Here is a 26556-nt window from a genome sequence, read left to right on the forward strand (position 1 = left end):
CAAAAGCCAAATCGTTCTTGATTAAAAAGAGCGATTTGGCTTTTGTGTTTAAATTATAAAAAGTTCTTAAAGAAATATACTTTGTTTTTTACAATCGGTTTATTTTTTAACTTCTTTAATTTTAATATTTGCTTGCTTATAAAAGGCTAATTTCTTCTGGTTATACTCATTCGTGTATTTGTTAAATCTATCCTTATTTGAAAGAATTTGTTCGTAAGACTGATTGAGCATTTTTACTTTCTCATTAATTGATTTTAGTTTTTCATCTTTCGCTTGTAGCATTTTATACAGTTCTTGTTCTAATTGTAATGATTTTTTATAGTCATCATGCAATTTATTGAAAGATTCAGCACGATTTTTATACATATCCTGAACTTTTTCAGCCTGTTCTTGTAATTTCTTATCTTCTAATTTCTTTATATATTTATCAACAGACTTCACTTCATTTTGTGCATTTTCTAAGGTAGCTTTCTCTTTCTCTAATACTTTTTTACGATCATTTATGTTTGCTATAGCTTGATCTAACTTTTCTTTCACTACTTGATTGTTCTCTTTTCCTTCAATTGTAATTTGCGTATATAACTCTTGTCCTTGCTTTTCTAATTCTGCTAACTTTTTCGTATCTTCAAACATTGTCTTTTCTTGTTTTGTAGCACTTTCAAATGCTACATATAATTTTTCTTCGGGTATTTGTCCTAAACAACCTGACAACAAGGTTACTGATAAGACTGTTATAAATGCCAGCTTTCTATATAACATCTGCAATTCCTCCTACTTAGATGCGATTATCTTTCCAAAAATTTAATGGGAAATGAGATGCTTCATCATACACTTCAAATTCATAACCTTTATTACGAAGGTCATCAATAATTCTTTGTAATGCCTGCACTGTCTGTGATTTTTCATGCATTAAAATGACTTCGCGATTTTCACGAACCTGAGAAATCGTTTTTTGAACAACAGCATCTGGATTTCCCGGGAACGTATAATCCAATGAATCTACTGTCCAGTCCCATTCCTTCATTCCGACATTTACCATTTTATCTCGTAACTCCTGTTTAAGTCCGGGCATACTCCCATATGGACAACGAACAAGATTTGGATGAATTCCAGTTACTTCTTTCATGATATTCTGGGCTTGTTGCATTTCCTCAACAAATTTTCCTTGCGTATACAGTTTCCCAAAATTGTGTGTCATACTATGAACACCGGGATAGTGCCCTTCATTTACTAAGCGTTTTACGCTTTCTTTATGAGCTGGAATATTTCCACCAATCATAAAGAAAGTTCCTTTTATATTATTGCTCTTTAAAATATCTAAAATTTCTTTTTGAAATTGACTTGGTCCATCATCAAATGTTAAATATGCTACTTTCCGAACCTGACCATTATATTTATCGGGTGCTGTTTTTTTCATTTCTCCTTTTGTTTGCTCACTTGCCAGTTGAACAGTATATTCTTGGTTCATTACCCCTTTGGCAGGTGATGTGAAGAATTGAAACATAAAAATTCCTAGTGTGATACAAGCAACTATTGATATAATCATCGTTGTTTTTAGTCCTTTTGCAAACATTCTAGTATGTCCTTTCTAGTAACCTTTAGTTATATATTTGTTACTGTATAAATTTATTCAGTAACATTAAAATCTTTAATTATATAAATTATATTTTGGGTTTAGTAGTCTGATTTCATTAGACTACTATTTTTTAAAATATTCTATAACACCACTAACAACTCCAGAGGCTACATCTGCTTGGAATTTTTGTGAATTCATTCGTTCCTCATCTTCTGGGTTTGTAATATAACCTAGCTCAAGTAAAATTGATGGTTTTTGATTTTCTCGTAATACATGGTAATCCCCAGATTTTACACCTCTATTTTTTGCCTGTATATGTTTGAATAAATGTTCATGTATCGTTTTTGCCAATGCTTTTTCTTTTAATCCCTTATAGTAGTAGGTTGTTACTCCTTTTACATCATTTGTTGTGAAACCATCATAATGAATACTAAGAAAGAGGTCAGCTGATTTATTTTGAGAAATAGCTACGCGTTTTTTTAATGGAACAAACGTATCATCTTCACGCGTTAAAATTACAGTCATTCCTTTTTCCTCGAGTTTGTTTTGAATGTTTTTAGCTGTTTTGAGAGTTATATCTTTTTCTCTCGTTCCATTTGGTCCAATAGATCCAGGATCATTTCCTCCGTGTCCTGGATCTATGATTATAACTTTTTCTGAATTTCGATCTTCATTAATGGTTCCTTTCGCCTTTGAACTTAATAAAAAATAAACTGATACAAAACCTATAAATATCAGTATAGGATATATAATTTTTTTTTTTTCATAAAAAAAACCTTCCTTGGTCAATTTATTTTTGGTTAATATTTTTACAATTAATAGACTGGGTTAAAGTAAAAATAATACCGTGAGTGTTATAAAACCCCTACAAATATAAAAATGCATACGGTATATTGATAAAATTCTCTTTGGTTAACCGTCTGAAATTCTGTCATACCTTTTGGGTATGCTTATATGATAAAAGTTTTATGTAAAGATAAAGTGCAGATAACATGCATTTTTTTTAAAAGATTGTTATCTGAAAAAGAGGGCATCAGACATACACATCAACTTAAAGTATATGTGTATAGAAAGGTAGGTTTTTCTATGTGATTTTTTATAGGGGGATCGACAGAGAAACGGGTTATGTTGCAAGGAATCTATAAGACTGGGAGGTTCTGCTGCAAAGTTTCTTTACACACAAAACGATTGAGATGGTTGCTGCTAAATGTTATGTAGTTCTTTTTAATTTTTGTGTTTATAAATGGCATGAATGGTATTTTTATAAAATCCGTTCTTCTTTAGCTTTTTCCATGCAAAAAGAAAAGAGGGACCTTTATCGATTGTCAGAACTGTTGGTTCTTCAAAATTCTTTATAAATGGCATGGTACAGATAACACTACATTATTTTAACTTTTAGATACGTTATATCCATCTTTAAGATAATCATACGTTTTTATTTTAGACTTTTTATATTCTAGTATATAACTCAACTACAAATTCATCTTTTCTTTGCCATTTTCTTTTTTTCAAATATGTTACCTTTTCAAGTACTGACTTGAGAAGGTGATTTTTCTTTTCTATATCTTCAGCCGCATAGTATACCAATTAATTGAATATTATTTATAGGTATTTTTTCTTAGAGTGTTTAGAAAGAATAACGTTTTTTGTACTTAGGGGTATTGAAAATTCGTAAGTTAATAGATATAGATTATTAACTTAAAACATCATAATTTCAATTGTTTAGAGACAACAGTCTTTCATTAATATAATAAATGGGAGGTTATTTGATTCCCTATTTTTGGATATGTAAAATTACATAAAAAAACATGTTTAAATAAGACGCGCTTTTATATATAACTAGAGGTAGAGAAGGAAAATTATTGTTTAGGGTTAATTTAAAATTTTTAATTTAATCGATGTGTGGTTGTATTCCTTTAAGAGAGAAATTAATCAGTTAGCCTTTGCTAATCGCTCTTTTATTAGAGCTATTTAAATGTCGTTATTAAGATGGATATCCGCATAAGGATCTTTATATTTAGAAAGGAATAAAAAATGAAAAAAATCGTATCAACACTATGTATAGCTGGAGTGACTTTAACTATTTTAGGAGTATGTCCTCAAAGTAGTTATGCTCATCTCGATCAAATTGATTTAACTGAGAATGATCCTATTACTGCAAGATGGTCTGCAGAAGCACCATATCATTCTGATAAAAGTACACATTTATGGATTGCAAAACAAGCTATTGAAATTATGAAAACAGAATCTAATATTAAAGCAAATAAGCAGGCTGTGGACTTTTTAAATTATCCACAATATAAAGATCTATTTTCTAAAGGATTATATGATGCAGATTATAATGCAGAGTTTAACGATGGTGGAACAGGAATAGGCGGCGTTTTTAAAGGCGGATGGAAATCTCATTTTTATGATCCTGATACTAAAGAAAATTATAGAGGAGAAACAAATCCAACAGCTCTTACACAAGGTAAGAAATACTTTTATGAATCTGGAGAACACTTACGAAATAAGGACTATGAAAAAGCTTTCTATTACTTAGGAGTAGCTACGCACTACTTTACAGATGCTACTCAACCTATGCATGCAGCGAATTTTACCGCAATTGACACAAGAGCTATAAAATATCATAGCTACTTTGAAAATTATGTTACAACCATTCAAAATCAATTTGCAGTCAATACTGGAGGGAACTATAACAATTCTCTATCCACACCTGAAGAATGGATTGATTATGCAGCTCGAGTAGCTAAACCTGAAATCCAAAATATTACTAATGATAAAACATTTAAGTATTATAATAGTGGTAAGGCACAATTGTGGCAAGAAATGGTTACCCCAGCTGTGCAGCGGAGCTTAGGAGAAGCTCAGCGTAATACAGCAGGTTTCTTAAATCTGTGGTTTAAAACTTTTACTGAAAATGTGAAAGCTCCAAGTATAGAGACTGCATTAATCTATGATATAGAAGGAAACGTCATAGAAGCAGGGAAAAACTATTATATCGTACCAAGTGAATCTCCTTATCAAGGTCTAACATTTGAATGGTATTTAGCAAATCGTTACGATTATGTCACTCTTGCAAATAAAGAAAACAATGGTTTATCTGGTACACCTATGGAATTTGAATTCTACAAAGAAAATGATGCAAAGCTACACCACGGGGAGAGTATATATCTTCGCATGAAGCACTCAAATTACGACCAATTCCAATATTTAAATTGGTCTAATTATTCTAGCTGGATTCACCTTGCTCAAAAATCCGATAGTTTAGCTGATTTTAAAATTAAAATTAACCTGGATAATCCTACAGAATATAATATTTTTACAGATGACTATCCATTAAATTATGAAAATATAAATGCAAAGAAAAATTGGATTGTACTAGGTGAAAAAAAACAAAAACCTAGCTCATGGAAGTTTATCCCTGTTAGATAACCTAAAAAGAAAAGCACTCGTCCTTAATCAGAACGAGTGTTTTTTATCATTAATAACTAAAGGATTTAAAACTTTAGAGGCAATTCTTCTAATGATCTCATTAGGTAGTTTTCTTTCCATTTTATTTGCTCTCTTTCACCTTGTATCTGTATATCTGGAAAACGGTGTAACAGTGTAGAAATTGCAATTTTTGCTTCTAAACGAGCGAGTGGTGCACCAAGACAAAAATGACTTCCATGACCAAATGCAATATGACGATTGTTTTTTCTTGTAATATCAAATACATCAGCGTCTGGAAAGATCTTTTCATCACGATTAGAAGATGCTACGGATATAATAATTCTATCTTTTGATTGAATATCTTGTCCATGCATTGTAAATGGTTCTGCTGTCCAACGTAAAGTCGTTAGTTCAACAGGGCTATAAAACCGTAATGCCTCTTCAATTGCTGAATCAATTAAATCGGGATTTTGACGAAGTTTTTGTAACTGAGCTGGGTGCTCCAGCAAGGCCAAGGTCATATTTGTAATTAAATTTACTGTTGTTTCATGTCCAGCAACAATAAGTAACGTAATTGTCGAATATAATTCAGATGCATTTAATTTCGTTCCTTCACTTTCAGCCTTTATTAGTGCACTAATTAAATCGTCAGCAGGTTGTTCTCTCTTTTTACTAACTAAATGCTGTATATATTCAGCAAATTCTCCTAATTTTTGATTGTTTTTCTGCATGTCTTCTAACGTATGTGGGGTACTAATAATTGCCTGTGACCAAACTCTAAATTTGTGCTGATCTTCAAGCGGAACACCCAACATTTCACTAATTACCATAATAGGTAAAGGGAAAGCATAATCACTTACAAGGTTTATAGAATTATTATGTTCTATTTTATTTAATAAAGTATCAGCAATATATTGAATTTGGTCTTCAAGTTGTATAATCATTTTAGGAGTAAATGCCTTTTGAGCAAGTGATCGTAGACGATTGTGATCAGGGGGATCTGAGTTGAGCATATGATTTCTTAAAAGGTCCCTATTCTCTAAGGAAATAGGGACGTCCACGTCTTCTTCGTTATTGAATACGTTTTCAATATTTTTCATCAGTTTAGCATCTTTCAATAAAGAAATTGCGTCCTCATATCTTGTAATCAACCAACTTTGACTATTTTCTCCTGAAGATAAAGGATAAACAGGGTGACATTCGCGCAATTCTTTATAGATATCATATGCGTCCTGTTTAAATACAGGAGAAGATAACTGTGATTCGAATAATAGCTTAAAATTTAGTTCATTTTTCGAAGACATTTATATAACCTCCATCTTTATAAAGATCTAGGTCGCTGCAGCACCTAATTTGCATTATAAACCATCCAACTTCAAGAAAGGTAAGAATATTCCGATAAAATATTACTTTACTTGGTGAAATAAACAATTTAATCCTTTGATATATACCTACTTTAATATAATTTATATGTACCAAAGTTTTAAAATTACAATTATTTATAATTAGCATAAAACATTCTTTAATGCAAATCCCTCTCTTAATATCATAAAAGTATCGAGAAGAATATTGGATTTAGTTGGTTTGACTTGCGACATGTCAAAAAACTATGAATTCTTTCCTTACTTGCATGGAGAAAAAGGGCACTGGTGCAAAAGCTTTAGGACAATTACAATAAATCTACAAACCTTGGATATACTGATACTACTAATCTAAAGAGGATGCGTGATGGGTATAGAAAAGGAAAATGTATTCAAATGGAAGTATTATCAGCCTAATTGTTTTGTTAACGGTAAGATGGTATCTACGGTACAACCTCAGTTTTCGTGATGTAGTTGAAATGATGGAGGAACGGGGCTTATCCATTTCTCATACAACGATTATGCGTTGGGTTCATCAGTACGGTCCTGAATTTGACAAATGAATCTGACGTCACCTTAAACAAACAAGTGACTCCTGAAGGGAAGATGAAACATTTATGAAAATAAAAGTTCAATGGATGTACCTGTATCGTGCTGTTGATTCGAAAGGAAATACAATCGATTTTACCTGAGCAAAACACGAGACCTGAAGGTTGCAAAACGCTTTTTCAAGAAGGTCTTGCAGTCTTTTCATGTTTCAAAACCTCGTGTTATAACAGTCGATAAAAATCCAGCTTATCTTATAGCAATTGAACAATTGAAAAAAGAAAAAAAGCATACCTGGTGGTATGCGACTTAGACAACAAAAGTACCTAAATAACATAGTAGAACAAGATCATTGCTTTATAAAGAAGCGAATTCGATCTATGCTAGGATTCCGATGTTTTGACACAGTTACATCTATTCTTTTTGGAGTAGAAGCCATACATATGATTAAAAAAGAACAGGTCGATTTACGGGACCAATCCGTCCAAAACGAGAAAGAATTATCCATCAATTGTTTGGACTTACAGCATAAGATACGATTCCGTTAGAAATCTATGCGCTTTATTATCTGCTATTCTATCTTTACACCAGAACTCTTTGCAATGTTCGGTACAGTTGCTCTTTCTAGTGCTCATTAAAAAAAGTAAAACCTACCGCACCAAAGGGTCCTTTAGTCATAAGCTTCACTAATTGTTGTGCAGTATATTTCGGTGAATATTTCATGTCATTTTGAAGCCACCAAATTGCCATCCCAACAACACAGGAAGTGAAGAAACGTAATACCATATCCTTTGGAATATCTGATTCATGTTCCCCAATTTTAAGCTCGATGTAATTTCGTTCAAGGTTATCCATAATAGTCTGCTGCATTTGTAGATTAAAATCATGAATGCCATGGGGCCCAAACATGGTTTTATAAAAGTCTGCATGTTTTACCATACACTCAAATATTGACTGCAAAACTTCCTCGAGTTTCGAAAAATCTATTTGATGTCCCTGCACATGGGTATATAGGACCATCTTACTTGTCAACTCTTCTAGTACACCCTCGCTAAGCTTTGTTAACAAATCTTGTTTATCCCTGTAATGCGAGTAAAATGTTGCCCGATTGATGAGTGCCTCATCTGCGATGTCTTGTATGGTAATAGCATCGTATCCCTTTTCCGCTATCAGTTTGATAAAAGCATCATATATAAATTTTTTGGTTCGTATAATCCGCAAATCCGCTTTTTTCAACATTTTATATCTCCCCGTTCGTTATTGTCATTATAGACAACAGATTTCATCCTTTTGTTTTTTATCTTACATTTATGCCTTAAATATAAATTGAATTTTATGGAAAAAGCGATATAATTCCATTATAAACAACATGAATTTATTATCAACTACACATTGTTTGTTATCTAACTATCTGTTTGTTAAACAAATGCTAGGATCAATAATTTAAAAGATATATAGTAAAGCAATTTTTTAAACAAAAGATGGTTCTAGGTATCCTTTTAGGCATTGTGGCTGCTGTTATCATCACTAGTTTTGCTTTTATGAAATATTAGATAATCCGCTAATTTTGCTTGTAGAAGTGTAGTAAATACAGTTCGAAAGAAAGATACAAACAAATAAAACCAAAAATAAGAGTTAAAGCTATGGTACCTATGTGCCTGAAAAAAACATACTAACGATTATCTAGATGAAAATAGAATAAAAGTAAAAACTTATATATCGACTGTATTTCTTATACATTAATATATATATGTAGTTAATGTGATTAAGGGGATGAGAATAATTAAAAAAAATATTATTTTTGCACCAGAAACTTTTAACTTGGCCGAAACTACCAGATCAATAGAAGTAGCAAAGAAATGTTCCGAATACTTTCATTGCATATTTATAGGCTACTCTAGAAAATATGCTTATCTTATTGAAAAAGCTAATTTTAAATTTATCCACCTTGAACCAATTTTAAGTGAAGAAGATATCACTCAGCTCATGAAAGTCGATCAGATGAAGGGCATAAAACATCCCTTTACATACAAACATCTCAAAAAAAGAATTGAGAATGAGAAAAGAATTATAAATACTTACTGCCCGGCAGTTGTTGTTATCGGAACTACATTAAGTATGTTTATTTCAGCGAGAGCTTGTCAAACACCACTTGTATATATTAAACCACTAGCATATACAAGAACTTTTTTATTAAAAGGACACCTAGAATTACCTTCTATAATTAATAAGCTTTTCTTACCTGAAAAATTTGCTATGAATCTCTATAAAAAGGTTGCTTTAGGTATTACTTATAAACCAAAATCTTTCTCTAAATTGGCAAAAGAAGAAGGAATAGAACTTCCAAAATACACCATAGATGCACTAGATGCCGATTATAATTTAATTACAACCATTCCTGAAATTAGTGGTGTGGACGATCTTCCTGCTAACTATAAATATATTGGCCCGGTTTATGCAAAACTGGATACGCCCATACCTTCATTTTTAGATAGTCTTCCCACTAATCAACCAGTTATTTACTTTGCAATGGGAAGCTCTGGAAGTAAAGAAATTGTCATGAAAATCTTACATGTTTTAAAGAAGCTACCTGTAATAGTTATATGTCCTATGAAGAAAATACTTGCGTCTAGTGGTAATGTTTTTTCTAGTAATAAGAATATAATTCTTTGTAATTTGCTACCTGCCCATAAATTGGGAAACATAATAGATTTATCTATTATTCATGGCGGGGAAGGGACAGTTCAAACAGCTTGTTTGTCTGGAAAACCATTTCTTGGGCTTGGACTGCAAGCAGAACAAAAGGTCAATATAAATGAATGCGTTCTATTTGGTAATGCATTAGCTCTTAAAAGAAAAGATATAACAACTAAAAAGCTGGGTGAACTAATACAATTTTCTTTAACAAATAAAGAGATGCATGATAGAGCAGAAAAAATGCAGGAGCTTTTAGAAGATATTGATGGTCCAGTAAATGCTGCTAACTTCTTAATAAATCATTTTGCTATAACATAAAAGAATAATGGAGGCTTACCATGAATAAAGTATACGATAAAATCATTAGCCATTTGGCTGAAATAACAGGTTATGATCAAAGTGATATTGCTGTAACTGATTCGTTAGTTAATAATCTTGGCCTTGATTCAATGATGATTATGGATTTTCATAGATTAGTAGTACATGACTTTCCTGAGATGAAAGAAGTAGACTTGGAAGAAGTTTTTCAACAAGAGGATACAACCGTAGATGACATTTTATTTTTAGTATATAAAGAAATAGGGATGGAGGTGAAACAAGAGACAGCTTCATTACTGGATGATTTCACTGAAGTTAAAGAGTTTCATAAATATCTTAAAAGCAGAGAATACATTCCTTATTTCAGAAAAAACCATGGAATAGCATCAAATAGAATTATTATAGGTGGAGAAGAGAAGATAAATTATTCCACTTACAACTACCTCGGTATTAATGGTTCAAAAATAATTAACCAGGGCGTCATTGAAGCGATAAATCGTTATGGAACGAGTGTTTCTGGTAGTAGGTTACTTAGTGGAGAAATTGAAATCCATCAAAATCTTGAAAGTAAAATTGCTGAATTTTTAGGTGTAGAAGATGCTCTAATTCAGGTTGGAGGACATAGTACTAACGTTAATACTATAGGGAATATTGTCAATCAAGAGGACTTAATTCTACATGATGCATTGGCTCATAATAGTATTATACAAGGTGCAATTCTTTCTAATGCCAAGCGAAAACCGTTTAAACATAATGATATGGATCATCTAGAAGATGAGCTGAAAAAGCTAAGATCGAAATTCCGTAGGGTTTTAATTGTGGTAGAAGGTGTTTACAGTATGGATGGAGATATCTGTAAATTACCAGAACTAATTAGAATAAAAGAAAAGTATAATGCTATTCTCATGGTGGATGAGGCGCATTCAATTGGTACTATTGGTAGGAATGGTAGAGGTGTTACAAGTTATTATGATGTTAATCCTAAATCAGTAGATATTCTAATGGGAACATTAAGTAAGTCCCTTAATAGTTGTGGGGGATATATTGCTGGTAGCAAATCCTTTATTAAATATTTAAGATTCAATTCACCTGGATTTATTTTCAGTGTAGGAATGACACCAGCTAATGCAGCTGCGGCATTGGGGTCGTTAACAATCTGTGAAAAGGAAGAAAATTTATTTGTAAGATTAAAAGAAAACCATACTTATTTCTTAAATGAATTAAAGAAACTAGGAGTTGATACAGGTAAAAGCTATGACACTCCAGTAGTACCTCTAATCATTGGAAACTCTGATGATGCTCTTAAATTCTCGGAAATATTATTTAAAAATGGAATAAATGCGATGCCAATAATTTATCCTGCAGTAAAAGAGAGTGAAGCTAGAATAAGATTCTTTATTTCAGCTGCTCATTCAAGAGAAGACCTGGATATGACTTTAAAAGTAATTAAAGAAAACATTCAAAGTTTATCCACGTACAATGAGTCCGTGTTAATACCTTTATAAATTACGTGGAAATTTATATAGATAGGGAGCCTTTTGCTTCCTATCACTTAATTTTAAGAGAAGAGGAGGTCACTAAATGCAATACAGTTTGTTAATGAGCAAATATCAATCATATTCTCCAAACAAAGGTTATAAGTTACCAGAGAAGTCCATTCGTATAAACAGTTTAGTTCAATTATCTAAGATTGTAGGGATAAGAGATACTCCTTTGTTCCAATTACTTTTGTTTTCAAAAGTTAAAAACTATATAAGATTTATTGTATTAAGGAAGATATATCAAAATTTTGATAATGTTCAAGAAATGACAATAGGAAATATGCATCATAATATATTTTATTCATTTATGGATTTAGGTATCCAGTTAGGGATGATTTCACAAAAAGAGAATGTATACACATTAAATCAACAATACCTTTTAGCAGTAAAGGATAGAAACAGCTTAGTTGAATTTGAAGATAAAGATTATTGTAAGACTGTAAGTAAAATACAAAGTGATTACAAGTTCATTGAGTGTGTAATTAATACAGAACATAATACAACATTAGGGAAAATAATGGAGAAACTAGATTTTGTATATATTAAAGAGGTTCTTACCTATTTACAAGAAATTAATGAATTGAACTTTTTTAAACAAATAGCTCCTAGGTTTTCAGAAGATTTCTATACAGATCTTGGAGAATTAGCGTTTAATATTTACACAAAAGAAAACTATGCAGCTTTTATTTCTCAAAAGCAATTCAAGTCACTTCTAGACATTGGTTGCGGAAATGGAAATTTTATCGATGTTCATTTGAGGTCTGACGATAAACAAATTGTTGGTGTAGAAAGACAAAAAAAAGTATTTGAGAAACTACAAATTAAATATAAAGATAAGTCAAATGTTGTTATACATAACGAAGACATTATAGATCTTTCTTTTGATTGCAAATTTGAAATGATTAATATGAGCTATATGCTATTTTATCTTACTCAAGACGAAAAAGAAAAGCTTTTCAAGAAACTAAAAGAAATTTTGCATAGGGATGGTTCTATAATAATTTGTCAGTATTATCCGGATTTTGAGGTTTATCAAGAACTAATTGCTAAGCATAATAAGGATTGGAATCTTATATCTCGCTTTAAATATGATATTTGTAATAGTATTCTCCAAGCTGAGGTTGTATTAAATAATATGCTCATTGATTTTGCTCAAGCGGAGCAGTGGAATCTGTTCCTTCCTCTATTAGATACATGTGGATTTGAAGTGAGTGAAATTGCACCAGCAGATGATACATATTATTCATATTTTATTACAATTAAACATAAAAGTGGAGGTACAAATGATTAAAGCTACTAATGTTATAAAAGTCTTTAATGCAAATAAGCAAAATGAATTAAAAGTGTTAAGAGGAATTGATTTAGGTATAAATAAGGGTGAACTATGTACAATTATTGGGACATCAGGATCGGGTAAAACTACGCTTCTCAAATGCTTATCTGGGCTAGAAAGTGTTACTTCAGGCGATATTCAGGTAAACAAAAGAAGTATAGGAAATCTCACTAAAAAAGAAGTAAATATTTTTAGAAAAAATGATATTGCTTTTGTTTTTCAAGAATATAACTTAATTGATGATCTAACTTTACATGAGAATATCTATTTAGAACATGATGTCACTGAAGAAATTGAAAATCTTATCGATGAGTGGGATATTCGTAAAGCAATTAATTTATTCCCTAATCAATGTTCAGGAGGTCAACAGCAAAAAGCTGCCATATTAAGAGCTTTAGTGAAAAAAGCAAAAATACTGTTTTGTGATGAACCTACCGGAGCGCTTGATGGTAATTCATCTAAGGAGGTTCTAACAGTGTTGCAAAAGCTACAAAAAAGTCATCAAACTACAATTGTTCTTATAACCCATAATGAACAAATTATAAAAATTTCTAATCGCACAATCACTATTCGTGACGGGAAAAAGGTTAGTGATGTAGTAAATGAAGATATTGAATTAGCGGAGAATTTACAATGGTAAATCAATATGTTAAGGGGAAATTTAGAAAACGTACAATAAGGAGATTAAACACTTATAAATTAAAGCTTCTAGTTATATTTCTTGTTACTTTTGCAACAACTGGTATCTTTATAAGCTTTTTTGTTGGCACTAGTAGCGTTCTACAATCGGTTGAAAAATTCAACAGCGAATATAACGTAGAGGACGGTATATTTATAACTAATGACGATATAGACGAGAAATTTAAGGATATTTCCTTCGAACAAATTAAAAATGGAGAAGTGAGAGAAGATGGCAGTACCGTCCGAATATTCCAGTCAAGAAAAAAAATTAATAAATATCAAGTGACCAGTGGTCGTGATATTCAAAACAATAAAGAGATTTTAATTGACAATAACTATTTAAAAGCAAATAAATTAGCGCTCAATGATGAATTGACCTTTAATGGAGAAAAATTAAAAATAGTTGGAACTGCAATATCACCTGATTATATTACAACCAAAAATAGTAATCTAGTGTTGCAAGCTAATTCTGAAGTTTTTGGTATAGCATTTGTAAACGAAGAAACGTTTCAAAGGCTATTCGGTAATGAATTCTCTTCATATTATGCTTATACTAGCAATCTAGATGTTCAAGAGGTTTCGAAAATCGTTAAACCAGTTTATATAAATGATTCTCAAAACAACACGAGGATACAACAAGTAATAGGTGATGCAAAAGCGCCAAGGGATCTTGCGTTGCTTTTAACATGCTTACTATATCTAATAGTGGGGGTTCTTTTAAGTGTTTACCATTTTGAAGTATCCAAGAAAGAATCAAATAACCTAGCAACATTTAATAAGTTAGGCTTTAACAAATGGATCCTTTTTAAACATTATATAACTGAAACAAGTTTAACAATCTTAATTGCATGGTTAATTGGTGGTACAATCGGTATATTTTTGATTGAAATCATTATGCAAATGAATAGCCAAATATATAATTATCCCATTTTGCAAATTGATTATAAATTATTGACAGAATGTTTGGTTTTCTCTTTGGCTATTGTTTTATTGATTAACTTTTTGTTAGTTTATCAGTTTTATATAAAATATAAAAAGAAGAAAAATAAAATTAAAGCTATAAGAAAAAGAAGCAACAAAATTATGAATTTCATTCCTTTTACTTACCGGTATCGTTTAAAGCGGATAAATAGAAATAAAAAGGAAATGGCTTTGTTTATAGTATTGATTTTCTTTGTAGGTTTACTAATTAATTTTTCGTTTTTATTGAAAGACTCTGTAACTAAATATGTCGATGACTTAGCATCAGAGAATATTTTTGAAGAAATCTTGTTCTTAAATCCACCTAATCAACACGATATCAAAGGTGAAGAGTTTAAACTATATAACTTATATGATGAAGGAGGTATTACACAAAATGTTTATGTAATGGGTTCTGATTCTAAGTTCTATAATTATAATCTCAAATTGGAAGATGGAGATGTAATAATTACTCAAGCATTCTCTGATAAATATGGAAAAAAGGTAGGAGATAAATTACTACTAAAAGATGTAACTAATCAAAAAGATTACTCATTTAAAATTAATAAAGTCAACAATGTTACTACAGTGAGTAATATATATTTAGTTTCTGATAACGAAGAGATTTTTAACCATAAAACATATTCAGTACCTGCAGTAGCTCTATCAAAACCATATGATAATGCTAACAATAGTGGGATAGAAGCTACACTGACTAGGGACGAGATAATAACTTCCGGAAAAAATATCTTAGATGTTATAAACAAACAGATCACACTTATTTTAGGACTTGCAATAGTTCTACAAGTTGCATTACTTTACTCACTTCTTGAGTTTAGTTATCAAAATAGTATCAAATCAATTAAGACATTAAAATTAGAAGGTTATTCATTAAAAGAACTAATGAGAATGCATTTTGCTTTTAGTTTTCCTATTTTGGTCTTAACTATTATTGGATCATACCTTCTATCAAGAATAGGTGTAAGAGTATTTTTGGATCAGATTATGTTTGACTTTGTCAACTTTGTTAGAGTTACTGATAATCGAAACATTATATTTGCAAGTAACGGAATGATTATTGCCGTATTTACCTTCTTCTTAATAAGAATAAGGTCAAAAATGAAATACATTTGAAATGAAAATGGAGGTAAACGAGTTTATGAATAGAGTCGTGGTAACAGGAATAGGTATTGTTTCACCAAATGGTATTACTAGAGAAAGTTCCTGGGAAAGTATTGTTAACCTTGAAAATGGTATTATTCCTTCCAAATATGAAAATACAAAATTTGTTGGAGAAGTAGATGACATTTTTAATGAACCACTTACTACAAAGGATAAGCGGTATATGGATCGTTGTACTCAAATGGCTGTAATTGCTTCAAGAGAAGCTGTTAAAGATGCAGATTTATTAATTAATGATGAAAATAATGAAAACATTTCTGTGTTTGTTGGAAGTTCTGTTGGGGGCATTCGTGCCCTCGCAGATGAGTTTGGAACTGCAGCTGTAAAAGGTGTAGATCAAATGACAATGCTTGTAATACCTAGAAATCTAATTAATATGATAGCAGCAAATATTAGTATTGATTTAGGTTTAAAAGGTGAATCTCTTGCTTACTCAATCGCCTGTGCTTCAGGAACAGTAGCGATAGGAGAAGCATTTAAAAAAGTTCAAAATGGTAGCAAAAAAGTAATATTAGCAGGTGGAGCAGAAGCATGTGTTATTCCACAAGTTATAGAAGCTTTCAGAAAGTTAAGAACCTTGACAAACTCTAAAACTTTAGATAAAGCTAGTGTCCCTTTTTCAAAAGATAGATCTGGATTTGTAATGAGTGAAGGGGCGGCCTTTCTTATTCTTGAAGAACTTAATCATGCAAAGGAGCGTGGGGCTCATATCTATTGTGAAATAGAAGGTTATGGAAGCTCATCAGATGCTACTTCATTATTGGCGCCTGACTTCAATGGTGTTACAAGATGTATGGAAAATGCATTAAATGATGCTAAATGCAGTTCCAATGAGATAGAGTACATAAATGCGCATGGTACATCTACCAAACTAAATGACTTAACTGAATCAAAGGCTGTAAAGAAGCTATTTAATCAAAATCCTTTAGTATCCTCAACTAAATCTATACATGGGCATGCTTTAGGAGCAGCTGGAGCAATTGAAACAGCATTATGCTGTATGATGATTAAAAAAGGAAAATTAATTCCCACTATTAATGTATCAAGGGATAGTGTGGGAGAGGATATAGAAGTTAACCTTCTTTTAGAAGAAGTATCTAATTATAATGGTGGTAAGATCCTAAATAATTCATTTGCGTTTGGTGGACATAATGCCTCAATTTTATTATCAAAATTTCAGGATTAATTATGGATATTTTCTTTTGTAAGATAAATAAAAACCAAAGTAATCTTATATCAAAAAGAATTCTTACCAAACGAGCTATACAGAGATTAAAAAGAACTACACATCCTAAAAGAAAGCTTCATATTATGTACAGCGATCTACTTATACAGTATGTACTGTTCACAAAACAACGAATGAAATATCCGTTAAGTATAACCTATAATATGCGAGGAAAACCTCTATTATCGAAAGGCTTTTTTAATATTTCAAATTGTAATGAATGGGTTATGTGTACTTACAGTGATAATGCTGCCGTAGGGGCTGATATTGAGGAATATAAGCGGTGCAATCATGAGTTAGCTCAATTCTTCTTTACTAAAGAAGAACTAAAATACTTATTAACTCTATCACAAAGAGAACAAATCAATTTTTTTACAGATGCATGGACTTTTAAAGAAAGTTATGTGAAATGTAAAGGGATTAGTTTATTTGATATTAAAAACAATATTAATTCACCGTTAGTAAGGAATTATTCTATTAAGGATGACACAGAAATTGAAGGTGAATTATTTCATTATGTACGTGGGGTTATTGAAAATTATAGTTGGTGTTTGTTAAGCGAAAAGAACTTTACTAACTATAATATTAAGTTAGTGTGCTATTCGCAAATTATAGAAACTTTAACTAACATACATAGGGGGAATTATGCAGAGCATTTACATGACTAACCACTTTAATAAAATTTATCAACAAAGAGAAGAATTTGCTAATGAAATACAGCATTTCAAAAACAAAGAATGGGAAAGGCCTTATAAAGATAAGTGGTCTTTTGGAGAAACATATTATCATTTATACTTAATGGTCAGGCGTTTTCGACAATTAAATAAGTTATATTTACCACTGTTTAGACCAATTGCTGCTGCAAGAAAAAAATCACCTTACAAAACGCATAGTACGGACATATATACTGAATATAAAGAGAAACACAACAAACCAATGAAAGCACCTTTTATTTTACTACCACCTAAAGGAATAGAAGGTGAAATTTCATTTGAAAGATTAATTCAAGAGCTAGATAATGAAACGAAGAATTTAGAAAAAATACTTTCTAAAATCGAAGATGACATTGCTGGCCACATACGTTTCCCTGATCCAATCGCTCATAACCCAAACTTAATACAAAGTATTCATTTAATAGGTATACATGAAAAACAACATTTCTATTTATGCAAAAAATATTATAACTTAAATTAATGTGTCTCTATTAGAGATATATTAATTTAGGTCCTGGTGCAAATAATCCACAAACTAAAAATAGCAATATAAATTCCTAACGGAATCGCTTGTTAAGCAATTAATTCAAACAACTGTTTGTTAACTACTTATCATGCTTCCTACTTTAGCTTGTTTTTCGAAGAGCAATCTGTACAAGTAAATGCTAGCAAACATGTTGGCCTATGCGAACTTACATTCAGCTCCCACCTAAAAGTGTTGTTTCACACCTTCATATTTTTGAGGGGGAGTCTTCTGGAAGAAAATGATAAATGAAATAGTTTATATTGCAATTGCTGAAAATAAGCAAGTATGCATTTTATATCAAATACAAAATATGTTCCGAATGGGAGAATTATGATTAAATGCTGAAAAGGTAACAACTTTGTTACTTTTTGTTGATATATGTCGATTTTAATGTTATATTCATAACAACAAAGAAAGAGTAAACAAAAACCCTTATCTAGTGATATTTCAGAATTTTTAGTTTTCTCTACCTATGTACTTCTTGTGTCGAAGAAGTTTGTGCATTTTTTTCCACTCTTTCTTTGTTCACCCTACATAAGAAAACAATCTGTTTTTATACAGGTTGTTTTCTTTTGTAAAAATATAATTTATTTTATTATTTTAAGGTATTTGTTTAAGTAAGACATGTACTATGAATTATAATGTTCATTGCTTATTTATCCTATAATTATTATGTAATAATTATAGGATTTTATTTTTAAAAAAGATTTTTGCTAATGATTTATCATTTTAGCCAGAAGACTCCTTCCTCAAGGAACGCGAAGTGAGTAGGTGGGAGATGAATTGGCTTCGAACAAGGGATGGCAGGAAGCCATCTTAATTGTTCGAAATACATAAACTGTTGCTTTACTACCTATCGAATGTACGTTTGTTGTATGATAGACACATATCGAAATGGGGGTGAAACGAATGATGATTAATAAAGCATATAAATTTCGTATCTATCCAAATAAAGTACAAGCGACCCTAATCAATAAAACGATTGGCTGTTCTCGTTTTGTATTCAATCATTTCCTATCTCTATGGGATAATGCATACAAAGAAACAGGAAAAGGTTTGACATATGGTACATGCTCTGCCAAACTTCCTGCCATGAAGAAAGAGTTTGTTTGGCTAAAAGAAGTGGATAGTATTGCGATTCAGTCGTCTGTTCGCAACCTTGCGGATGCTTATACACGCCTTTTCAAAAAACAAAACAATGCCCCGCGTTTCAAATCTAAGAAAAACAACGTGCAATCTTATACCACAAAACAAACAAATGAAAACATTGCCGTTGTAGGAGAAAAAATAAAATTGCCAAAACTAGGTCTTGTTCGCTTTGCCAAAAGTCGTGAAGTAAAGGGACGCATTTTAAATGCTACAGTTAGACGGAACCCTTCTGGCAAATACTTTGTGTCATTGTTAGTTGAAACAGAAGTGCAAGAACTTCCGAAAACACATTCTTACATTGGAATGGATGTGGGACTAAAAGATTTCGCCATTTTGTCAGATGGAACAACCTATAAAAATCCGAAGTTTTTTCGATTATTAGAAGAGCAGTTGGCAAAAGCACAGCGTATTCTTTCTAGAAGAATGAAAGGATCTTCTCGATGGAATAAACAACGAGTAAAAGTAGCTAGAATTCATGAATACATGACGAATGCTAGAAAAGATTACTTGGACAAAATCTCGACTGAAATCATCAAAAACCACGATGTTATTGGTATAGAGGATTTGCAAGTATCAAATATGTTAAAGAATCATAAGTTAGCAAAAGCAATTAGTGAGGTATCATGGTCACAGTTTCGAATCATGTTGGAATATAAGGCAAAATGGTACGGCAAACAAATCATTGTCGTATCGAAGACATTTGCTTCAAGCCAATTATGTTCTTGTTGTGGATATCAAAATAAAGACGTTAAAAATCTAAACCTACGTAAATGGGACTGCCCTTCTTGCCTTACACACCATGATAGGGATATTAACGCAAGTATCAATCTAAAGAATGAAGCGATAAGGCTTCTAACCGCAAGGACTGTGGAGATAGCCTAATAAATTAGAGTTCGATAGAACTTTTTACTTAGGAATCCCCCTCTTCTAAACGAAGTGAAAGTAGGGGTAGTTCAAATATCTAGTATGTTATCTTTTTCTTTTTTAAGGAACAAAAAGATGATGTAGCATAATGAAAAAGTTGCTGTCCTAAAGGACAACAACTTTTTTCTATACTGGTGCAAAAAAATTAATAATTTCATTGAGCAAGACAATCGTTATTTAAATTGTCTGGGTTTTAAAAACTTCGCTATGATTCTCGCGCGATAAACATAAAAAATCAGTAGTGTAGATCAAGGGATTGGTTCAAACTACTGACTTTTATGATATTTCTCGTCCATTAATTGGCTGAACTGGTCGGTTATTCGTTGGGAATAATTTATGGAACACTTTAATTTGTTTTTTGGACATCTCTAATGTCTGTTTCATCACAATCCATTGGACATTTTCAGTACAAGGAGGTGTGGTCAAAGACCCCATGTAATGGAATGATGAATGATCTGAAGGAAGAATCTGTTTTACATCAATGGTATGTTGCACATCGGCCTTTATATTTTTTCTGTGCGGGAGATTTTGCCACATAGCTGCAAAACCTTCGTTTTTTTGTCCTTCTTTTATCATAATACCTACGACTGCTAACTGACCTTGATCATTTTGATGGACTAGATGTAATTCCATATCTGCATGTTTTCCTTCAAGTTGGTGCTCACTTGGTGTATGAAAATGGAATTGTTTTAATGTGTAACGACTTCCTCCTAGCGTGAGATAATCATCAGAACTATTTGCTTTTCCCTCAATACTATGCCCATTATTTTTAATAGAAAATGATATTGGTTGATAGTTTATTTGCAAAGGATTATTATCAACTGTTGATTTTATTTGTTCTGTTTTGATATCTATTGGAGATTGTTCTTGCCCATTTAAACACATTTTGTATTCTGAGTTCAATTCCCCCCAGTGCTCTGGACCAGTAGCCCCTTCATATGACCACTGTGTATTTTTCTTCGTAGATTGTTTTTGCGGAGCCTCTTGTTTTGCTGTGTTACATCCCATCAACACTACACTCATTGTTAATATAAGGGGAGTTTTATAAACAAACTTTAAGCCTTTCATACTGTTTCCTCCTTAGATGATAAAATATTGTATTTAAAGAATATTGCTTGTAACTAAAGGTTCTGTTATAAATTCGCCAAAAATATTAAGAATTTAGAGAAGCATCCCTCAATAGTTATGCAATTTAAGTTATTAAATAGAAAAATGGAATACGGAAGCTATGCAGTTAATTTATGAGAAAAGGAATAACTACGCTTCTTACCCAAGTTAGAAAATCTTTATACAAATTCAGGTTGCAAGCAATAATTTTTAAATACTATGAGAAATGGAAGTAAGAGCGTATTACATTTCTATCGTTCTATTTGTCTTCATGTATTACTAAATAGAATAACTTTAACCATACCCACAATCGATTATGTAATCTAATTATGATTCAAATTAATTAACCTGGTCATATTTAGTTGGCATTACTGTATTCATTCCGAAGCATGGATGTTTTGTCATTCCTATATTTATCATCCTCGTTTCTAATTGATATTGACTTTCAATTTATATTTATTATAATTATATATAAATTATTAAAAAAAAATCAATATAGATTTATATTCCTTGATGTGATACTATGTATTTCTGGTTATGTTGAAGAGTTTTCAACAAGAAGTTATTTTCCTAAAGCTACGAAATAGAGAAATCAGTTTAATTGGATCCACCTTCCATCAACATCAAGTTAAAGAACGGCCCAAATATAAAAAGATTGAACACTCAAGATGAAAATGTACAATTTTGTTTTAAGCGCGTCATAAAATTTATAAGTTGGTGGAGAGATATGATGAACTCTACTAGTTAGTGGCAATATTAGTCTGTGAAAAAAAATGTCGAATTTGTGTGAATTTTGTGATTTTTTGTCTTGTGATACTTTATATTTAGTGCTAAACTCATAATACAAAGAAAGAGTAGCCGAAAATATCTCCATCCGAGCAAAAAAGACTGAAGATTCAGTCTGATTGTCAAATGAATAATATTCATGTTTACTACTCTTTCTTTGTTTTATTTTATATATAATATTGAACATTATGAATAGATAGCGGGGTGAATGGAATGTAATTATTCGGTAAAATTAGAGGATAAGTATTCTGTTGTTTGTCTGACATCTTAATGAATAACATACTTATTACAAATATTTGTAGAGAGAATTGAGATGTTTTTTTCAATCTAGCAATGAAAAATTTGAGTTCATACAAATAATTATGAATCTAGTCAACAAAATGAGAATTTCATTGAAGATTCGGTATAACGAGATTTAGCCATGGAGTTTATTATTCATGCAGATTTTAATTAAGATTCTAAATGCATAAGTAGACCAAAATTGATAAACGTTTTTGGTGATCTTTTTGAAAATTATAAGACTATCTAATTAAAAATCTGAGAAATGATTTCCAAGTGACATTTGAATAAACAAAATTATTTGTGATTTATATTTTTACTAAATGAATCAAGAATTAGGTAGTGGTTTAGAACAATTACTTAAGGACAATATTTTGTTGTATATAGGAGGGAGTATAAAATAAGAATCTTATCTCAAGAGGGGTATTAATTTACGTTTGGTTTCTTTAATTACAAAATCAATTACAAAAACTACAAAAACTATCTTTGGCATTTAAAAAGCCCTATATTACGGATGGGAGCATGAAAGAATGCCTATAGGAGGGGGAAAAAGATTCTGGTGAATAATGTTATAAATCATTTAAAAACGAGATTAAAAAACTTAATATATTGATATTATGAATATAAAAACAATAAAAAGTAATATCAATAAACTAATAGGGTTGAAATAAAAACATTATTAATCAGAAATGTATGCTCAAAATAAGACGGTAGATATGATATAAAATCTCGGGATTTTATAGGAATGATGAAAAACGTAACTTCGCCAGTTACAATTATATCGAAAATTGTTTAACTTGTAAATATTAAACTTAGTGAAAGTAATGTTACATTTAAAAAATGAAGTTTAGTAGAGTACAAGAGAATTATCTATAGAAATTTGTTTTCAAGCTTTATGTGTATAACGATTAAAAGAAATGGAATACCATCAGCCTATAAAGTCATTGTCATTGCATATTCATATTAGAGCCATCTAATTATAACTGATAGGAGAATGACATGATCAAGAGAGTGACTTCGATTTTTTCGATTCTAATGCTTTTTATATTTACTATAGGTCAGAGTTTCACATCGATAATAGCAAATGCACAGGAGTTAAATACAACAGGATTTGTTGATAGTTTTACAATCGATAAGACGACGCTTAACTCCGGAGAAACGACAAGAATGGCAGTACAGTTTAGTGATAAATCTGGGAATCAAATGAAAGCTGGAGATACATTAACATTAACATTACCTTCAGAATTGAAAGGATATAGTGGAACTATTCCATTAAATAATGATGCAGGTATTAATTTTGGTACTTGTCAAATAAAGACAACTAATGTTGTATGTACATTTAGTGATACAGTTGAGAAACTTAAAAATATTAGAGGGAATTTTTATTTCCAAGTTAAAGCAATTGATGTTGCACAAGGACAAACGGTAACAACTGAAACGAATTTAGGTACACAATTAGAAAAGAAAACGGTAACGATTATCGGCCCGACTGGTGGTGGAGGTGGCGGATCTTCACCATTTTCATATAAAACGGGTAGCATTCAACCAGAAAACACAAATGAAGTACAATGGGTTTTAAATGCAAATACTTCAAAACAAAATGTAGATAGTGATATTGTTTTGGTTGATACTTTACAAGAAGGGCAAACGCTTAATCAAGATAGTCTCCGTATTGGAGGATTTGCCGCTCCAATGACACCACAAGAATTCCAAGCTCAAGGTTATGGAACGGTTACATTTATTGGTGATAATGGATTTAAAGCTATTATCAATAAAGATAAAGCCAATGGTCTTACTTTTGTTTTTCAATATAAAGCAAATATAACTGATAGTGGAAAGAAATTAGAAGCATTTTATAATAATTATACCGTAGACTACAAGGTTACAGGTGAAGAGCAAGTATCTAAATCAGATAGTGTTAGTGTTAAAAATATAGATCAGGGCGGCGGTGCGCAAGGCGATTTACCTCCTAAGGGAACGTTAAGAATTGTGAAGCACATTGCCGGTGATGAAACGAAACTTATACCAAATGTTTCATTTAACTTGTATACGGAGTCAGGTCAGCAAATTGGTAGTAAGTATACAACCGATCAACAAGGTATGGTCGAGGTTCCAAATTTAGACCCAGGTAATTACTATGTACAGGAGATTGCAGGTCCAAACTATTTGGATTTTGATCCTCAAGTAAAAGTACCTTTTACCATTGATGCAAGTGCTGATAAAGGTGTAAAGCTTGCTATTCCGAATAAAGTAAAAATGACATCTGTTTCAGGAACGAAAACATGGAATGACAACAATGCAACAGATCGTCCAAGCTCAATCAAAATAGATTTACTGCAAAATGGAAATTCAATCAAAACACAAGACGTAACAGCAGCGAATAACTGGAATTATACGTTTGCAGATTTACCTGCATATGATAATGATGGTAATGCTTATACGTATACAATAAAAGAACAACCAGTAGCGGGATACAAATCAGAAGTGAATGGCTACAACATTACAAATACAAAAGATGCAAAGACATCTGTTTCAGGGACGAAAACATGGAATGACAACAATGCAACAGATCGTCCGAGCTCAATCCAAGTAGATTTACTGCAAAACGGAAATGTAATCCAAACACAAGAAGTAACAGCAGCAAATAGTTGGAATTATACATTTGCAGACTTAGCACAATACGATATGAACGGTGTTGCTTATACGTATACAGTAAAAGAGCAACCGGTAGTGGGATACAAATCAGAAGTAAATGGCTACAACATCACAAATACAAAAGTAGCGAAAATGACAGTAGAAGGAACGAAGAAGTGGAAAGACGGAAATGCAACAGATCGTCCAAGCTCAATCCAAGTAGATTTACTACAAAACGGAAATGTAATCCAAACAAAAGAAGTAACAGCGGCAAATGATTGGAAATATTCATTTACAAATGTAGAATCATATGATGTGAATGGTAGTGCCTATACGTATACAGTAAAAGAACGACCAGTAGCGGGGTACAAATCAGAAATAAACGGTTATGACATTACAAATACAAAAGTAGGTCAAACAACGGTAGAAGGAACAAAAACTTGGAAGGACGGAAACGCAACAAATCGTCCGACAACAATCAAAGTAGACTTACTACAAAATGGTCAAGTAGTTGCGACGCAGGAAGTAAGTGAAGCAACAGGTTGGAAATATGGATTCAAAGACTTAGCAGCATATGATGTCGAAGGAAATGCATATAAGTATGAAGTAAAAGAACAACCGGTGGATGGATATAAAGCAGAAGTAAACGGTTATGACATTACCAATACAAAAGATGCAAAAACATCTGTTTCAGGAACGAAAACATGGAATGACAACAATGCAACAGATCGTCCGAGCTCAATCCAAGTAGATTTACTGCAAAACGGAAATGTAATCCAAACACAAGAAGTAACAGCAGCGAACGGTTGGAATTATACATTTGTAGACCTAGCGCAATATGATGCAAATGGTGTTGCTTATACGTATACAGTGAAAGAAAAACCGGTAGCGGGATACAAAACAGAAGTAAATGGCTACAACATTACAAATACAAAAGTAGCGAAAATGACAGTAGAAGGAACAAAAACGTGGAAAGACGGAAATGCAACAGATCGTCCGACAATGATCAAAGTAGACTTACTACAAAATGGAAATGTGATCAAAACACAAGACGTACTAGCAGTAATAGGTTGGAAATATATATTTGCAGATTTAGAAGCATACGATGCGAATGGAGTAGCTTATCAATATGAAGTGAAAGAACACCTAGTAGCGGGATACAAATCAGAGATAAGCGGTTATGATATTACGAATACAAAAGTAGGACAAACAACGGTAGAAGGAACAAAGACATGGAAAGACGGAAACGCAACAAATCGTCCAGAAATGATCAAAGTAGACCTACTACAAAATGGTAAAGTAATTGATACAAAAGAAGTGAGCGCAGCGGGCGAATGGAAATATGCGTTTACAGACTTAGCGGCATATGATGCCGAAGGAAATGCGTACAAGTATGAAGTAAAAGAACAACCAGTAGATGGATATAAATCAGAGGTTCATGGTTATGACATTACAAATACAAAAGTAGCGCAAACAACAGTAGAAGGAACGAAGACGTGGAAGGATGGAAACGCAACAAATCGTCCAGAAATGATCAAAGTAGACCTACTACAAAATGGTAAAGTAATTGATACAAAAGAAGT

At 31.7% G+C, this 26556-nt stretch carries 17 protein-coding genes and 1 pseudogene; 12 read left to right on the forward strand and 6 right to left on the reverse strand.

Annotated features, from left to right (window positions below; genetic code table 11):
• Window positions 1-99 precede the first annotated feature (99 nt).
• From JDS81_RS26475 to JDS81_RS26485, 3 genes are all read right to left on the reverse strand, one after another.
• Window positions 100-759, reverse strand: a complete 660-nt coding sequence (locus JDS81_RS26475) for a YkyA family protein (protein WP_000966879.1) — start codon at window positions 757-759, stop codon at window positions 100-102.
• A 16-nt stretch (window positions 760-775) separates the two neighbouring features.
• Complete coding sequence (locus JDS81_RS26480) at window positions 776-1573, reverse strand: peptidoglycan-N-acetylglucosamine deacetylase (protein WP_199688636.1); 798 nt, start codon at window positions 1571-1573, stop codon at window positions 776-778.
• Window positions 1574-1699: 126 nt separating this feature from the next.
• Window positions 1700-2365: an N-acetylmuramoyl-L-alanine amidase family protein gene (locus JDS81_RS26485; protein WP_242481404.1), complete on the reverse strand. Its 666-nt coding sequence runs from the start codon at window positions 2363-2365 to the stop codon at window positions 1700-1702.
• 1245 nt (window positions 2366-3610) lie between these two features.
• Between JDS81_RS26485 and JDS81_RS26490 the strand changes: the two genes are divergently transcribed.
• Window positions 3611-5011: a zinc dependent phospholipase C family protein gene (locus JDS81_RS26490; RefSeq protein WP_098648623.1), complete on the forward strand. Its 1401-nt coding sequence runs from the start codon at window positions 3611-3613 to the stop codon at window positions 5009-5011.
• A 65-nt stretch (window positions 5012-5076) separates the two neighbouring features.
• Here the strand turns inward: JDS81_RS26490 and JDS81_RS26495 are convergent, their stop codons facing one another.
• Entirely contained in the window at window positions 5077-6315 is a 1239-nt protein-coding gene (locus JDS81_RS26495) for a cytochrome P450 family protein (protein ID WP_097954823.1), read from the reverse strand.
• Between the two features lie 430 nt (window positions 6316-6745).
• Between JDS81_RS26495 and JDS81_RS26500 the strand changes: the two are divergent.
• Window positions 6746-7450 (forward strand): annotated as a pseudogene (locus tag JDS81_RS26500) (IS6 family transposase).
• A gap of 92 nt (window positions 7451-7542) precedes the next feature.
• Here JDS81_RS26500 and JDS81_RS26505 read toward each other — a convergent pair.
• Window positions 7543-8157: a TetR/AcrR family transcriptional regulator gene (locus JDS81_RS26505; RefSeq protein ID WP_097954825.1), complete on the reverse strand. Its 615-nt coding sequence runs from the start codon at window positions 8155-8157 to the stop codon at window positions 7543-7545.
• A 534-nt stretch (window positions 8158-8691) separates the two neighbouring features.
• Here JDS81_RS26505 and JDS81_RS26510 point away from each other — a divergent pair.
• The 9 genes from JDS81_RS26510 (at window position 8692) to tnpB (ending at window position 20125) form a co-directional block, all read left to right on the forward strand.
• Window positions 8692-9933 carry a glycosyltransferase gene (locus tag JDS81_RS26510; protein WP_199688637.1) on the forward strand — a complete coding sequence of 414 codons (1242 nt, stop codon included), beginning with the start codon at window positions 8692-8694 and terminating at the stop codon, window positions 9931-9933.
• 20 nt (window positions 9934-9953) lie between these two features.
• On the forward strand, window positions 9954-11438 hold the full coding sequence (locus tag JDS81_RS26515; RefSeq protein WP_097954827.1) for an aminotransferase class I/II-fold pyridoxal phosphate-dependent enzyme: 1485 nt from the start codon (window positions 9954-9956) through the stop codon (window positions 11436-11438).
• Window positions 11439-11514: 76 nt separating this feature from the next.
• Window positions 11515-12765, forward strand: a complete 1251-nt coding sequence (locus JDS81_RS26520) for a methyltransferase domain-containing protein (RefSeq protein ID WP_098158545.1) — start codon at window positions 11515-11517, stop codon at window positions 12763-12765.
• Window positions 12758-13447, forward strand: coding sequence for an ABC transporter ATP-binding protein (locus JDS81_RS26525; RefSeq protein WP_097954829.1), 690 nt, complete (start codon window positions 12758-12760; stop codon window positions 13445-13447). Before JDS81_RS26520 ends, JDS81_RS26525 begins: the two co-directional genes overlap by 8 nt.
• Complete coding sequence (locus tag JDS81_RS26530; protein ID WP_097954830.1) at window positions 13441-15582, forward strand: ABC transporter permease; 2142 nt, start codon at window positions 13441-13443, stop codon at window positions 15580-15582. The genes JDS81_RS26525 and JDS81_RS26530 overlap by 7 nt, the downstream gene beginning before the upstream one ends.
• A 25-nt stretch (window positions 15583-15607) precedes the next feature.
• The gene (locus JDS81_RS26535) at window positions 15608-16816 is read left to right on the forward strand and encodes a beta-ketoacyl-[acyl-carrier-protein] synthase family protein (protein WP_199688638.1); all 1209 of its coding nucleotides are present in this window, start codon (window positions 15608-15610) and stop codon (window positions 16814-16816) included.
• A gap of 2 nt (window positions 16817-16818) precedes the next feature.
• A complete protein-coding gene (locus tag JDS81_RS26540; protein ID WP_199688639.1) occupies window positions 16819-17523 on the forward strand; it encodes a 4'-phosphopantetheinyl transferase family protein in 705 nt (234 codons plus the stop codon).
• On the forward strand, window positions 17501-18049 hold the full coding sequence (locus JDS81_RS26545) for a DinB family protein (protein WP_242481405.1): 549 nt from the start codon (window positions 17501-17503) through the stop codon (window positions 18047-18049). The genes JDS81_RS26540 and JDS81_RS26545 overlap by 23 nt, the downstream gene beginning before the upstream one ends.
• Before the next feature lie 954 nt (window positions 18050-19003).
• Window positions 19004-20125 carry an IS200/IS605 family element RNA-guided endonuclease TnpB gene (tnpB, locus tag JDS81_RS26550; protein WP_199688643.1) on the forward strand — a complete coding sequence of 374 codons (1122 nt, stop codon included), beginning with the start codon at window positions 19004-19006 and terminating at the stop codon, window positions 20123-20125.
• 318 nt (window positions 20126-20443) lie between these two features.
• On the opposite strand, the gene JDS81_RS26555 is transcribed toward tnpB, so the two are convergent.
• Window positions 20444-21235 (reverse strand): carbonic anhydrase, encoded by a 792-nt coding sequence (locus JDS81_RS26555; protein ID WP_199688640.1) that lies wholly within the window; start codon window positions 21233-21235, stop codon window positions 20444-20446.
• Between the two features lie 2103 nt (window positions 21236-23338).
• On the opposite strand from JDS81_RS26555, the gene JDS81_RS26560 reads away from it, so the two are divergent.
• Window positions 23339-26556 (forward strand): Cna B-type domain-containing protein (locus JDS81_RS26560; protein WP_199688641.1); only part of this gene is annotated, 3218 nt, incomplete at its 3' end.

Source organism: Bacillus cereus group sp. N31, assembly GCF_016483245.1.
Taxonomy (GTDB): domain Bacteria; phylum Bacillota; class Bacilli; order Bacillales; family Bacillaceae_G; genus Bacillus_A; species Bacillus_A toyonensis.